The sequence below is a fragment of the Saccharothrix carnea genome (assembly GCF_003014735.1).
GTDB classification, from domain to species: domain Bacteria; phylum Actinomycetota; class Actinomycetes; order Mycobacteriales; family Pseudonocardiaceae; genus Actinosynnema; species Actinosynnema carneum.
On record NZ_PYAX01000001.1, the window covers coordinates 748,746 to 761,831 of the forward strand.

The 13,086-nt window shown below is 73.4% G+C and carries 12 protein-coding genes; 9 read left to right on the forward strand and 3 right to left on the reverse strand.

All coding sequences use genetic code 11. From position 1 onward, the window contains the following. The first annotated feature begins 6 nt into the window (after positions 1-6). Positions 7-1,416, forward strand: a complete 1,410-nt coding sequence (locus tag B0I31_RS03630) for an aminotransferase-like domain-containing protein (protein ID WP_106613806.1) — start codon at positions 7-9, stop codon at positions 1,414-1,416. A gap of 2 nt (positions 1,417-1,418) precedes the next feature. On the opposite strand, the gene B0I31_RS03635 is transcribed toward B0I31_RS03630, so the two are convergent. After that, on the reverse strand, positions 1,419-1,676 hold the full coding sequence (locus tag B0I31_RS03635) for an SRPBCC family protein (protein WP_219910578.1): 258 nt from the start codon (positions 1,674-1,676) through the stop codon (positions 1,419-1,421). A gap of 117 nt (positions 1,677-1,793) precedes the next feature. Between B0I31_RS03635 and B0I31_RS03640 the strand changes: the two genes are divergently transcribed. Together B0I31_RS03640 and B0I31_RS03645 are read left to right on the forward strand one after the other, a co-directional pair. Beyond that, positions 1,794-3,026, forward strand: coding sequence for an MFS transporter (locus B0I31_RS03640; protein ID WP_106613807.1), 1,233 nt, complete (start codon positions 1,794-1,796; stop codon positions 3,024-3,026). A 2-nt stretch (positions 3,027-3,028) separates the two neighbouring features. Then, a complete protein-coding gene (locus B0I31_RS03645; RefSeq protein ID WP_106613808.1) occupies positions 3,029-3,535 on the forward strand; it encodes a GNAT family N-acetyltransferase in 507 nt (168 codons plus the stop codon). Between the two features lie 64 nt (positions 3,536-3,599). Here the strand turns inward: B0I31_RS03645 and B0I31_RS03650 are convergent, their stop codons facing one another. Then, positions 3,600-4,292 carry a helix-turn-helix domain-containing protein gene (locus tag B0I31_RS03650; RefSeq protein WP_146173715.1) on the reverse strand — a complete coding sequence of 231 codons (693 nt, stop codon included), beginning with the start codon at positions 4,290-4,292 and terminating at the stop codon, positions 3,600-3,602. Between the two features lie 33 nt (positions 4,293-4,325). Here B0I31_RS03650 and B0I31_RS03655 point away from each other — a divergent pair, with 33 nt between their 5' ends. Both B0I31_RS03655 and B0I31_RS03660 read left to right on the forward strand, forming a co-directional pair. Next, positions 4,326-5,099, forward strand: a complete 774-nt coding sequence (locus tag B0I31_RS03655) for an NAD(P)H-binding protein (RefSeq protein WP_106613810.1) — start codon at positions 4,326-4,328, stop codon at positions 5,097-5,099. A 43-nt stretch (positions 5,100-5,142) separates the two neighbouring features. Further along, complete coding sequence (locus B0I31_RS03660) at positions 5,143-5,694, forward strand: DUF6328 family protein (protein WP_106613811.1); 552 nt, start codon at positions 5,143-5,145, stop codon at positions 5,692-5,694. On the opposite strand, the gene B0I31_RS03665 is transcribed toward B0I31_RS03660, so the two are convergent. Beyond that, entirely contained in the window at positions 5,611-8,277 is a 2,667-nt protein-coding gene (locus tag B0I31_RS03665; RefSeq protein ID WP_181319965.1) for a helix-turn-helix transcriptional regulator, read from the reverse strand. The two genes, B0I31_RS03660 and B0I31_RS03665, sit on opposite strands and share 84 nt — an antisense overlap. Before the next feature lie 428 nt (positions 8,278-8,705). Here B0I31_RS03665 and B0I31_RS03670 point away from each other — a divergent pair, with 428 nt between their 5' ends. The 4 genes from B0I31_RS03670 (at position 8,706) to B0I31_RS03685 (ending at position 13,060) form a co-directional block, all read left to right on the forward strand. Then, the gene (locus B0I31_RS03670) at positions 8,706-9,230 is read left to right on the forward strand and encodes a hypothetical protein (protein ID WP_106613813.1); all 525 of its coding nucleotides are present in this window, start codon (positions 8,706-8,708) and stop codon (positions 9,228-9,230) included. A 72-nt stretch (positions 9,231-9,302) separates the two neighbouring features. Then, positions 9,303-10,595 (forward strand): PepSY-associated TM helix domain-containing protein, encoded by a 1,293-nt coding sequence (locus B0I31_RS03675; protein ID WP_106613814.1) that lies wholly within the window; start codon positions 9,303-9,305, stop codon positions 10,593-10,595. Positions 10,596-10,749: 154 nt separating this feature from the next. Next, a complete protein-coding gene (locus B0I31_RS03680; RefSeq protein ID WP_245949638.1) occupies positions 10,750-11,853 on the forward strand; it encodes an MFS transporter in 1,104 nt (367 codons plus the stop codon). 43 nt (positions 11,854-11,896) lie between these two features. Then, positions 11,897-13,060: an alginate lyase family protein gene (locus B0I31_RS03685; RefSeq protein WP_106613815.1), complete on the forward strand. Its 1,164-nt coding sequence runs from the start codon at positions 11,897-11,899 to the stop codon at positions 13,058-13,060. Positions 13,061-13,086: the final 26 nt, after the last annotated feature.

Genomic DNA, 13,086 nt, shown 5'->3' on the forward strand with positions numbered 1-13,086 from the left:
GCCAACATGTCCAACGATAGCACCGCACGTATCGTGGCCGGGCTGCGCGCGTGGATCGCGCAAGCGCCGCCGGGCGCGCGGGTGCCGTCCAACCGGGCGCTGATGGCGCAGTACGGCGCCGGCCCGGTGACGGTCCAGAAGGCGGTGCACGCGCTCGCCTCGGCGGGGCTCGTGGAGTCACGTCCCGGCGTGGGCACGTTCGTCCGCGCCGTGCGGACCGTGCGGCCGCCGGACTACGGCTGGCAGACCGGCGCCCTCCGGTCACCGCGAACGCCCGTCCTGGCCACGCCCCTGCGCGGGCAGCTGCCGGACGAGATCGGGCTGCACTCCGGCTACCCCGACCGCGGCCTGCTCCCCGAACGGCTGGTGCGTGCCGCCCTCGCCCGCGCCGCCCGCGCCGACGCGGCGCTGGCCAGGTCGGACACCGCCGGGCTGCCGGAGCTGCGGGCGTGGTTCGCGGGCGAACTCGGCCAGGCCACGCCGACCGGGGTGGCCCCACCCGCCGCGCGTGACGTCGTGGTCCTGCCCGGCAGCCAGAGCGGCCTCAGCTCGATCTTCCGCGCCCTCGTCGGCGCCGGCCGGCCGCTGCTGATCGAGTCGCCGACCTACTGGGGCGCGATCCTGGCCGCGGCGCAGGCCGGTGTGCGGGTCGTGCCGGTGCCCAGCACGGCGGCCGGTCCGGACCCGGACGAGCTGGCGCGCGCGTTCGAGGAGACCGGGGCACGCGCGTTCTACGCCCAGCCGAACTACGCCAACCCGACCGGGGCGCAGTGGTCGCCGGAACTGGTCGGGCAGGTCCTCGACGTCGTCCGCGACCACGGCGCATTCCTGGTGGAGGACGACTGGGCGCACGACTTCGGCATCGACACCACCGCGCGGCCCGTGGCGGCGCACGACGACGCGGGTCACGTGGTCTACCTGCGCTCGTTGACGAAGAGCGTGTCACCGGCCGTGCGGGTCGCCGCCGTGGTCGCCCGCGGCCCGGCGCGCGACCGCATCATCGCCGACCGCAGCGCGGAGTCGATGTACGTCAGCGGGGTGCTCCAGGCCGCGGCGCTCGACGTCGTCACCCAGCCCGGGTGGCGCACCCACCTGCGCGCCCTGCGCCACGAGCTGCGCGCCCGACGCGACCTGCTGGTCGACAGCCTGGCCGAGCACGTGCCCGACGCGCACCTGGAGCACGTGCCGCCCGGTGGCCTGAACCTCTGGGCCCGGCTGCCCGACGAGACCGACCGGGACCGGCTCGCCCGCGACTGCGAAGCCGAGGGCGTCGTGATCGCGCCCGGCGCCGAGTGGTTCCCGGCCGAGCCGTCCGGCTCGTTCATCCGCCTCAACTACTCCGGCCCGGACCCCGACCGCTTCCCCGACGCCGCCCGGATCATCGGCCGCGCGCTGGCCCGCGCGTCGGACCGGTGAGCTCAGGTCTCGGCGACGGCTTCGACGTGCTCGTTGCGCACCACGATCAACCGGTGCACGTACCGGTTGAGCAGGGCGAACTCGGCGACGGCGCCCAACGGGCCCAACGGGGCGGCGAACTCGACCACGTCACGCATGAGCGTCCCGCCCTGCCCGTCAGGCTCGAAGTGGTGCGCGTGGCGCCAGCGCCGGAACGGGCCGCGCACCTGCTCGTCCACGAAGTGCCGCGGCCGGTCGTAGGCGCTGATCCGGGACGTCACCGCCCCACCGCGTGGTGACGTCCGACCGGGACGCCGCCGTCGTGGAACCGGCCGGCTGACCGAGGCCGCCTACCTGGTGCGCGCCCGGGTTTGAGAGGGTGGCGGAGGGGGTGGCTCATGAGCGACCGCACGGAACGCACCACGCTGTTGCACCACAAGGAGTTCGTCCGGTTCTGGGTCGCCGACACGGTGTCGTTGGCCGGTACGCACGTCACCACGTTGGCGCTCAAGGCGGTGGCGGTGTTGACGCTCGGCGCGACCGCCACCGAGGCCGGCGTGCTCGAAGCCGCGCGGTGGTTGCCGTACCTGCTGTTCGGACTGGTGGCGGGCGCGTTGCTGGACCGCCGCCGCAGGCTGCCGGTGCTGGTCGGCACGGACCTGGCCCGCGCCGCAGTGCTGGCGCTGATCCCGCTGGCGGCGTTCACCGGCACGCTCACCATGCCGCTGCTGATCGGGCTGGTGCTGGTGTTCGGGACGCTGTCCCTGTTCTACGACGCGGCGCACCAGTCGTTCCTGCCGCTGCTCGTGCCGACCGAACGCCTCACCGACGCCAACGCCCGGCTGGAGCAGACGCGGTCCGCCGCGCAGGGTCTCGGGCCGCTCGTCGGCGGTGCGCTGGTCAAGTTCATCGGCGGACCGCCGGCCGTGCTGGTCGACGCCGTGTCCTACCTCGTCTCGGGCCTGGTGCTGGCCACCCTGCGCACGCCCGAACGGCCGGTCGAGGCCCCGGCGAAGCGCGACCTGCGCGGTGAGGTGCGGGAAGGGCTGCGGTGGGTCTACCGGCACGAGGTGCTCCGGCCGCTCGCCCTCGGGTCGCACGCGTGGTTCCTGTTCGCCTCGATGGTCACGGCCGTCTACACCGTGCTGGTGCTGGACGAGCTGGGCTTCGACGCGTTCCTGTTCGGCGTCACGTTCGCCGTGGGCGGTGTCGGCGGGTTGCTCGGCGCGTCGTTGTCCGGCCCGGTGGGACGGCGGTTCGGCGTCGGCCCGGTGATCGTCGCGGCACGCTGGCTCACCCCGGTCGGCTACGCGCTGGTCCCGTTGGCCACGTCGAGCACGACCGGGTTCGTGCTGCTGTGCGCGGCGCAGTTCGTGTTCATGCTGTCCGCCATCCTGGACTCCCCGGTGGAGATGGCCTACCGGCAGTCGATCACACCCGACCGGTTGATGGGCCGGATGAACGCCACCACGCGGTCGGTCAACCGGGGCATGATCGTGTTCGGCGCGCTGCTGGGCGGCGCGCTGGCCGACTGGCTGGGCAACCGGCCCGCGCTGTGGATCGCCGTGGTGGGCCTGCTCGGCACCGCCCTCGGGATGACCTGCTCCGCCGTCCGCCGGGCCAGGTTGTAGCCGTGGACCTGCGCCGCGCCCGTCCCGCCGACCTCGACCAGGTCGCCGCACTGGACGACTCGTTCACCACCGACACCGCGCTCGACGTCGTGGTCACGGCCGAGGGCTTCGCACTGCGACCGACGACGGTCGACCCGCCGTTGCACAAGGTCTTCCCGCCCGACGACGACCCGGGCGGCACGGTTTTCGTCGCCGCGGACGGCCCACGCGTGCGCGGGTTCGTCAGCGTCCACCTCGAAGACTGGCACCGGCGGCTGGTGATCGGACAGGTGACCGTCGCCCCGGACTATCGGGGGCGCGGCATCGGCCGGGCGCTCGTGGACCACGCCTGCGCCCACGGCCGCGAGCACGGCGCGCTGACCGCGTGGCTGGAGACGTCGTCGGTGAACGTGCCCGCCGTGCGCGCCTACGAACGGATGGGGTTCGCGTTGTGCGGCCTGGACACCACGTTCTACCGGGGCACGCCCGCCGAGGGTGAGATCGCGCTGTTCTTCGCCCGAGACCTCTAGCAGCCCGAGACCTCTAGCAGCCCGAGACCTCTAGCAGCCCGAGACCTCTAGCGGCCCGAGACCTCTAGCAGGATGAAGCCGCAGGCAGGTGGCCGGACACGTAAGCGCCGGGCGGGACGCCCATCGTGGCCCGGAACTCGCGGCTCAGGTGGGCTTGGTCGTAGTAGCCCAGTTCGGCCGCCAGGCGTGCCCACCCGCCGTGCCCGCCCCGCGCCACCACCCGGCGCACCCGGTCGACGCGCGCGTACTGCTTGGGCGACAACCCGACCGCCCTGGTGAACAGCGTCCGCAGGTGCCGTTCGCTGACGTCCAGCGCCCGCGCCGTCTCCGCCACGCCCCGCGTGCGCAGCAGCCGTGCCGCCGCGTGCACCAGGTCCGACCGCCGCGGATCGGCCGACGAAACCCGGTCGAGCAGCACGGACACCAACTCGGCCTCGTCACCCACCGACCGGCCCCACAGCTCGCTCAACGGCACCACCCGGCCGGCCAGCTCGTCCACCGGCACGTCCAGCACCGCCTGCGCCCGCCCCGGCGTCAACCGCACGACCGTCCGCCGCGCCGACCGCCAGGTGTAGTACCGCGCCCGGTCGCGCGGCCCGACGACCACGGCGCCCTTGGTCTGCGAGCACACCACCAGCGTGGCGGCCGGGTCCGGTTCGAGGACGAACGTGTCACCCTCGAACGACTGGCTACCGATCGTGCTGACCCACGGCCGCAAACCCCGCTCCACGGCCACCACAACCACCGAAACGTCCAAGACCTTCCCACCTCGGCGAACCAGACTCGTGGCATGTTCCTGATCACGGGTGCCACCGGCACCGTCGGCCGCGAAGTCGTCCGCCTCCTCACCGACCGCGACGTCGGCTTCCGCGCCCTGTCCCGCACCCCCACCGGCGACCAGGTCCACGGCGACCACACCGACCCGGCGTCCCTGGACCGGGCCTTCGAGGGCGTGGACGCGCTGTTCCTGCTCGGACCGGGCACGCCCGACCTGCCCGCCCACGACTCGGCCGTGCTGGACGCCGCCGAGCGCGCGGGCGTGGCCAAGGTGGTGAAGCTGTCGTCCATCCCGGTCGGCCCGGTCGCCGCGTGGCACCGTCCCGGCGAAGAGGCGGCGCGGGCGTTCCCGTCGTGGACGTTGTTGCGCCCCACCGTGTTCGCGTCGAACTCGCTCCAGTGGGCTCCGCTGATCACCGCCGGCGAGCCGATCCCGAACGCCATGGGCCCCGTCAAGCTCGGCGTCGTGGACCCGCGCGACATCGCGGAGGTGGCGGTGCAAGCCCTGCTCCACGACCACCACGGGCGGACGTACACGCTCACCGGCCCGGAACTCCTCGCCCTCCCCGACCAGGTCGCCGTGCTGGCGGACGTCCTCGGCCGCGAGCTGTCCTCCGTGGACGCACCGCCGGACGTCCTGCCCGCGGCGTACGCCGAGGCCATGTCCACGATCCGCGTCGAGGACGTCTCGGTCCTGTCGGACGACATCGCCCACGTCCTGGGCCGTCCGCCGCGTACTTACGCCACCTGGGCGCGCGAGTGCTTCCCGGGGCTCGCGACTACGTAGGCCGACCGATGTCTCCGCAAACGTGCGGGCACACAGTGGACCCATGAACGACGACCAGTGGAACACCCCCGCCCGCGACGAGACCCCGGCACAGCGCAACGACCGGAACTACGGGGAGATACTGCAGGAGATGCGGGTCGCGCAGACCGGCGTGCAGTTGCTGCTGGCGTTCCTGCTCACCCTGGCGTTCACGCCGAAGTTCGGCACCCTGAACACCTTCCAGCTCGACGTCTACGTGCTCAGCCTGGTGCTGGGCGCGACCTCCACCGCGCTGCTGATCGCGCCGGCGCCGTTCCACCGCCTGGTGTTCCGGCGCCGGCTCAAGTCCCAGCTCGTGCGCACGTCGAGCCACCTCCTGCTGGCGGGCCTGGTGCTGCTCAAGCTCGCGCTGGCGGCGGCGTTGCTGCTGATCCTGGACGTGGTGCTCGGCCGGTGGCCCGCCGTGTGGGTCACCGGCGGCATCGTGGCCTGGTTCAGCTTCTGGTGGTACCTCTTGCCACTGCGGTATCGGCTAACCCGACGCGCCCAAGTGCCGGACCGCCTCACGGGCGATGTCGGTGCGCGACCGGACGCCGAGCTTCGCGAGCACGTGTGACACGTGCGTGGCCACCGTGCGGCCGGACAGGAACAGCCGTTCCCCGATCTGCCGGTTCGACAGCCCGGTCACCACGAGCTCGGTGACCTTCAGCTCCATCGGCGTCAGGCTCTCCCAGCCGTGCGTGGCCCGCCGGTGCTTGGCGTGCGGGCCGCGCCGGATGCCGTGCACGCGCAACCGCGCCAGCAGCCGGGTCGAGTCCCAGTCCGCGCCGAGTTCCGCGTGCACGTCCACGGCGTGGCTCAGCGCCGCCCGCGCCGACGTCCGGTCACCCGCCGCCGCGAACAGCTCCGCCGCACCGGCCAGCGCCTTGGCCCGGAACAGCGGCCGTCCCGCCAACCGGTACTCCTCGGCCGCGTGCAGCAGCCCGACCGGGTCGGCCGACACCAGCGCCCGGCAGTAGGCGGCGGACGCCCGGCGGTGCGGCACGGCCGGTTCGGCGGCCAGCGCCTCGGCGTGCGCGACCGCCGCGGAGGCGTCCTCGCCCAGCGCGACGGCCAGCCGCACGAAGTCCGGCAGCAGGTCTTCCACGCAGTCCCACCCGGTCAGCACCGACCACGCCTCGCGCACCCGTCCGGCCTGCTCCAGCGACAGGCTCACGGCCAGCGCCAACGGCCCGATCACGTGCCCTTCCAACCCCGTGCCCGCCGCGTCGAGGTGGCCTCGGGCGCCCGCCGCGTCACCCCGGTGCAGGTGGATCAACGCCGCCACGCCGTGGTCGCAGCGCGACACCATCGGGTGCTTCAGGTCGTCGGCCAGCAGGTCGACGTCGACCAGCGCCTCGTCCCACCGGCCCGCGTCCAGCAGCAGCTGCCCCAACGCGCTCTGCGCCTGCGCGAGCCGCACCAGGTTGCCGACCTGGTCGGCTGCGTGCCGCACCACCTGCGCGGACGCGATCGCCTCGGCGCCGCGGTCCAGCTCGCCCAACGTCACGGCCTGGTTGATCTGCAGCAGCAGCCGCAGGTCCGACGCCGCCGGCTCGCCCATGGCCACCGCGAGCGCCCGGTCGAACAGCGGCAGCGCCTCGGCCATCCGGCCACGGGCCATCGCCACGATCGTGCGCACGTGCAGCGCCCAGCTCGTGGCCCACCGGTCGCCGCCGACCAGCGCGGCCTGCGCGAGCCGTTCGGCGTCGTCCAGCCCGCCGATGTCCCAGTGCGCGCGGGCGGCCAGCACGAGCAGCCGGGCCCGGTCCGCCGGCGTGACGTCCGGCGCCGCGAGCGCGCGCTCCACCTCCACCAACGTCTCGGCCGAACGCCCGGTCATGCTGCGGCACTGCGCCAACGTCCAGTGCAGGTCCACGAGCGTGCCGTGCTCCAACCCGGCCAGCGCGACGGCCTCCGCGCCGTGGTGGTCGCCCAGCCGGAACCTCGCCTCGGCCAGGTGCGCCAGCAGCACACCGCGCCGGGCACCGGCGTTCGGCGCGACCACGACCCGGCCGAACAGGTCCACGGCGGCCTCGGGCGCGTGCGCCACCAGCATCGAGCCGTGCGCGACCAGCCAGTCCGTCGCCCAGTCGGGCATCCGGTCGTCGGCGGCGAGCAGCTGCCGGGTCACCCGGTCCACGCCCGCGCCCGTGTCGGCCAGCGCCCGTGCCGCTTCGGCGTGCCACGCGGCCCGTGCCGCCTCGGGCACCTCGTCGTACAGCGCGGTGCGCACCAGCGGGTGCCGGAACGACAGGCCGGCCGTGCCGTCCACCAGCACGCCCGCCACGGTCGCCTCCTGCAACGCGGGCAGCAGGTCCACCACCCGCAGCCCGAGCACCGCGGCCAGGTCGGCGACCGGGAAGTCCACGCCGAGCAGCGCGGCGGCCACGAGCACGCGCCGCACGTCCGCGCCGAGGAACCCGATCCGGTCCGCGATCGCGGCCGACAGCGACGGCGGCACGCCGGCGTCGACCAGCCGGGCCGTGCCGGTGGCGTCGACCTCGACGGCGGCACCGCGCAACAGCGCCTCGACCAGTTCGACCAGGTAGAGCGGATTGCCTCCGGCGTCCTCGGCCAGCCGCGCCAACGCCTCGTCCGGCGTGCCGCCCGCCAGTCGGCCGGTCAGCTCCACCACCGCGGCCGGCGCGAGGCGCGGCAGCGGCAGCCGGGGCACTCCCTTGCGCAGCACGGCCAGGTCGTCCCGACGTGGCAACGGCCGCAGCACGCCGACCAGCAGCAGCGGCAGTTGCGGCACCAGGCCCGCCAGCCGCCGCCACACCGCGACGCTCGCCTCGTCCGCCCACTGCAGGTCGTCCAACACCAGCACCACCGGGCCGATCGCGCACAGGTCGTCCACGCGCGCCAGCAGGCGCTCGGCGGTGACCGCGGCGCTCTCGGACCTGGCCACGGCGAGCGCGTCGAGCAGCGGCAGCAGCGGGAGGGGACGACCCAGCTCGTCGCCCGCGCCCCGGCACACCCGGAAGCCGCGGGCCGCCGCCGCGTCGCACGCCGCCCGGACCAGCGCCGTCTTGCCGATCCCCGGCTCGCCCTCGACGAGCAGCGCGGTGCCCCGCCCCTGGCCCAGCTCGTCCACCAGCGCCAGGAGGCGGTCCAGCTCACGCTCGCGGCCCGCGAGACGCACTGTGACGGCGCGCACACCGTGAGAATACGGCGCTAACGGCAGGTTAACAAGATGTTACATTGCGTGGCAATTAACCTGATCGTCAACCAGTTATCCGATTGTTCACGCCGATTCCGCTCCGCGTCCCTCCGACTGCTGCCACGGTAATCGCCGGAATTCCCCGTCCCTGTCGACTGGAGAACGCATGCGAATCGCCCGAGTGCTCGTCGCCGTCCTGCTGGTGGCCTCCTTCACCACTGCCGCGCAGCTCTCCACCAGCCCGTTCGGCGGAATGCCCTACAACTGACCGGCGGTATTCCAATCGGGCGGGCAACATTCCACCCGGGTTGGTGAATGGCTACGAATAGGGGTCGCCCGGACAACGGAGTCCGGCGAGCCCGTTCGGTGGGCACCGAACATTCGTTCTTCTCCCGCGCTGGACGGGGCCACTACGCTGCGGAAGCGTGGCAACGGCTGCCCCGACGCGAGGCGCCGCGCGCGTCCTGCGCTGCGGCGCGGTCGGCCTGTGCACCGGCCTGCTGGCCGTGCTCGCCCACGCGACCGGCGGCGGCCACGTGCCGTCGCTGCCCCACGTGCTGGTGTTCGCGCTGGCCATGGCGTGGACGTGCGTGCCGCTGGCCGACCGGCAGCTCGGGTTCGTCGACCTGCTCGGCCTGGTCGGCGTGGTGCAGGTGGCCGCGCACGTGTTCCTCGGCGTGCTGTCGCGGCACCCGCGCGAGGTGCTGCCGTCGCCGTCGATGCTGCTGACCCACCTCGTGGCCACCGCGATCGTCGTCGCCGCCCTGGCGGGCTTCGAGCAGGCCGTGTTCCGGTTGGCCGCGGCCCTGGCCGCCGTGCTGCCGCGCCCGCTGTGCCCGCGGCCCGCGTTCGCGCCGCTGCGCATCCCGATCGCCGCCCACCCGCCGCAGCCCCTCTCCGAGGTGCTGCGCCGCCGCACGCTCCCCCGGCGAGGTCCACCCAACTCCTAGGTATGCGCACCTCCCCACCACCGTCCCGGTTCCGGGACCGGTGGCATCCCCCCATACCCAGGAGTTCCCGCCATGACCGAGTCCTGGCGCGGCCTCGTGCTGCGCTTCCACTTCTACGCGGGCGTGCTCGTCGGCCCGTTCGTGCTGATCGCCGCCCTCACCGGCGTGCTCTACGCCGCGACACCACAACTGGAGTCGTGGCTGTACGCGGACCACCTGCGGGTGCCCGCGTCCACGTCGTCCGTGCCGCTGTCGGAGCAGGTGAAGGCAGCGGTGGCCACCCGACCGGGCGACGACCTGGTCGCCATCCGCCCCGCGCCCGAGCCGGGCACCACGACCCGCGTGCTGTTCGGCGGCGACGGCGACGCGCTGCCGACCGTGTTCGTCAACCCCGCGGACGGCGCCGTGGTCGGCGAGCTGATGACCTACGGCACCAGCGGCGTGCTGCCGCTGCGCACCACGATCGACCAGCTGCACCGCAACCTGATGCTCGGCGAACCCGGCCGGCTCTACAGCGAGCTGGCCGCGTCCTGGCTGTGGGTGGTGGCGCTGGGCGGCGTGTTCCTCTGGTTCAGCCGCCGTCGCGCGCAACGCACCAAGCCGACCACCCGCAAGCACGCCACCGTGGGCCTGTGGGTGCTGGTCGGCGCGCTGTTCCTGTCCGCGACCGGGCTGACCTGGTCGACCTACGCCGGTGAGAACGTCGCCGACCTGCGGAAGGCGCTCAACTGGACCACGCCCGCGCTGGCCGGCGGCGGCGACCACGCCGGGCACGACATGTCCAACCCCATCCCGGCGCCCCCGGGCCAGGTGGACTCCGTGCTGGCCACCGCCCGGTCGGCGGGCATCGACGCCGGGCTGATCGAGATCAAGGTGCCGCCGATGGCGGGCATGGCGTGGAACGTCACCGAGATCGACCGCTCGTGGCCCACGCAGGTGGACGCGGTCGCGGTCAACGGGGACGTGGTGGACGAGGTGCGGTTCGCCGACTACCCGTTGGCGGCCAAGCTCACCCGGTGGGGCATCGACCTGCACATGGGCGTGCTGTTCGGCTGGCCCAACCAGCTCCTGCTGCTGGCCGTCGGGCTCGGCCTGGTGGCACTGGTGGTCCTGGGCTACCGGATCTGGTGGCTGCGCCGGCCGACCCTCGGCTTCGGCCGACCGGTGCCGCGCGGGCAGTGGCGGAAGGTGCCGCGGGCGCAGCTCGTCGCGGTGCTGGTGGTGGCCGCGGCCGTGGGCTGGTTCGTGCCGCTGCTCGGGGTGAGCCTGGTGGCGTTCCTGCTGGTCGACGCGGTGCTGAGCGCGCGGTCGCGGCGCCGGAAGGCCACCGGGTCGGAGGCGGAATCGTCGCCGGTCGCCGGATGAGCCAAGTCCGCCGGGTGCGCCGCGCGCGCCGCTCGGGCCGGTAAACCGCGAGACGGTCGAGCCGGGTGCGGGTTAGCCTCCAGCCATGCGCTTCGGTTGACGCCCCCTACCGCCCCCGGCTCGGCCGCTGGCCCGCCTCGTGGTGGGCTGGGCGGTGCTGGCCGACACCGTGCCGATCTACCCGCTGTACGCGCTGCTGTTCGTGTCCACCGGGTTGTCGGACGCCGAGGTCTCCGCGCTGTTCGCGATCTGGTCGACGGTCGCGGTCGTGGCGGAGGTGCCGTTCGGCGCGTTCGCGGACCGGTTCTCCCGCAAGTGGTCGATCGTCGGTGCCGGTGCGTGCCAGGCGGCGGGTTACGCGGTGTGGACCCTGCTGCCCGGGTTCACCGGGTTCGCCGTGGGCTTCGTGCTGTGGGGCGTCGGCGGCGCGATGTCGTCCGGCGCGGTGGAAGCACTGCTGCACGACGGGCTGGCGGAGGCCGGTGCCGCCGCGCACTTCGGACGCGTGCTCGGCCGGGTGACGGCGGTCGGCCTGCTGGCCCAGATCCCGGCCGCGTTGCTGGCCGTCGTGCTGTTCTCGGCGGGCGGTTTCGTGCTCGCCGGGTGGGTGAGCGTGGCGACGTGCCTGGGTGCGGCCCTGGTGTCGACCCGGCTGCCGGAGACGCCGCGACCGGAACCTTCGGGTTACCTGGCGCTGTTGCGGTCCGGGCTGGCCGAGACCGTGCGCGTGCCGGACGTGCGGATCGCGGCGCTGGTGGTGGCGATGCTGGCGGCGGTCGACGCGTTCGAGGAGTACTTCCCGCTGATCGCGGCGGACTGGCGGGTGCCGGTGGCACTGGTGCCGCTGGCGACGTTGGCGATCCCGCTGGCCGGTGCCGCCGGTGCGGCGCTGGGCGGTACGCGGCTGCCGCTGGGCGTGCTGCTGGGTGGTTCGGCGGTGCTGCTGGGCGTGCTGGGGGTGGTCGCGCACCCGGCGGGGCTCGCGGGCGTGGCCGTGTTCTACGGCGTGTACCGGCTGGTGTTGGTGAGCGCGGAGGCGCGGTTGCAGGCGCGGATCACGGGTGACGCGCGGGCGACCGTGACGTCGGTGGCGGGGCTGGCCAGCGAGGTGTTCGCGTTCGCCGTGTACGGGGCTTGGGTGTTCGGCGGTGTGGTGGCCGTGGCGGTCGTCGTGCTCGTGCCCGCGTTCCTGCTGCCGCTCTCCGTCCGCTCCCGCTCCCGACCGGAACCGGACGGCACGGTCGTTTCACCGTTGTGAACCTTCTTGACGACTGTGGTCCAGACCACCCAGGCTCGGTGGCATGGTCGGTAAATCGCTCTTCACCGCCGTGTTGGTGGCGGTCGGCTTGGTGGTGGTGCCGTCGCAGTCCGCCGCGGCACCGGCCACGTTCACCCACCCCGGGGTGTTGGTGAGCAAGGGACAGCTGGACTTCGTGCGGGCCAAGGTGAACGCGGGCGCGCAGCCGTGGCGCGGTGCGTTCGACCAGATGATGGCGCACCCGTTCGCTTCGCTGTCACGCGTGCCGAAACCGCGTGCGGTGGTCGAGTGCGGGTCGTACTCCAACCCCGACTACGGGTGCACCGACGAGCGCGAGGACGCGTTGGCCGCGTACACGATGGCGTTGGCGTGGTACGTGACGCGGGACGGGCGTTACGCGGCGAAGGCGATCGAGATCATGGACGCGTGGTCGGCGACGATCCGCGACCACACCAACACCAACGCACCGTTGCAGACCGCGTGGGCGGGCTCGTCGTGGCCGCGTGCGGCGGAGATCATCAAGCACGTGCACGGGAACTGGCCGAACTCCGGCCGGTTCGCGACCATGCTGCGCGAGGTCTACCTGCCGGAGATCGTCAACGGGCGTGCGGCGACGAACGGCAACTGGGAACTGTCGATGATGGAGGCGACGCTGGGGATCTCGGTGTTCCTGGAGGACCGGGCCGTGTACGACAAGGCGGTGTCGATCTTCCGGACCCGGATGCCCGCGTACGTCTACCTGACCACCGATGGCGCCCTGCCGCGCACACCACCGGGCAGCGGCATCGACACCCGTGACGAGATCATCTCGTACTGGCACGGGCAGAGCACGTTCGTGAACGGGCTGGCGCAGGAGACGTGCCGCGACTTCGCCCACACCGGCTTCGGCCTGGCCGCCGCCGCGCACATCGCCGAGACCGCCCGCCACCAGGGCCAGGACCTGTGGTCGGAGGTCCGGGAACGCCTGCGCCACGCCTACGGACTGCACGCGAGGTACCAGCTGGAACCCATGCCGAGCTGGTTGTGCGGCGGCACGCGCAAGCAGGCCCTCGGCCCGACCACCGAGGTCGCGTTCAACGCCCTCCACACCCGCCTGGGCATCGCCATGACCAACACCCAAACCCTCACCGAACGCCAACGCCCCGCCTCCACCGACCGCCTCTTCATCGCCTGGGAAACCCTGACCCACGCCACCAACCCCTCCTGACCCCACGCGTGTCGAACCTCCAGGAC

Excerpts from the sequence above, each read along its gene's own strand:
- B0I31_RS03640 (WP_106613807.1), top strand. The coding sequence starts at position 1,794 with ATGAGCGACCGCACGGAACGCACCACGCTGTTGCACCACAAGGAGTTC.
- B0I31_RS03675 (WP_106613814.1), top strand. The coding sequence starts at position 9,303 with ATGACCGAGTCCTGGCGCGGCCTCGTGCTGCGCTTCCACTTCTACGCG.
- B0I31_RS03655 (WP_106613810.1), top strand. The coding sequence starts at position 4,326 with ATGTTCCTGATCACGGGTGCCACCGGCACCGTCGGCCGCGAAGTCGTC.
- B0I31_RS03660 (WP_106613811.1), top strand. The coding sequence starts at position 5,143 with ATGAACGACGACCAGTGGAACACCCCCGCCCGCGACGAGACCCCGGCA.
- B0I31_RS03630 (WP_106613806.1), top strand. The coding sequence starts at position 7 with ATGTCCAACGATAGCACCGCACGTATCGTGGCCGGGCTGCGCGCGTGG.
- B0I31_RS03685 (WP_106613815.1), top strand. The coding sequence starts at position 11,897 with ATGGTCGGTAAATCGCTCTTCACCGCCGTGTTGGTGGCGGTCGGCTTG.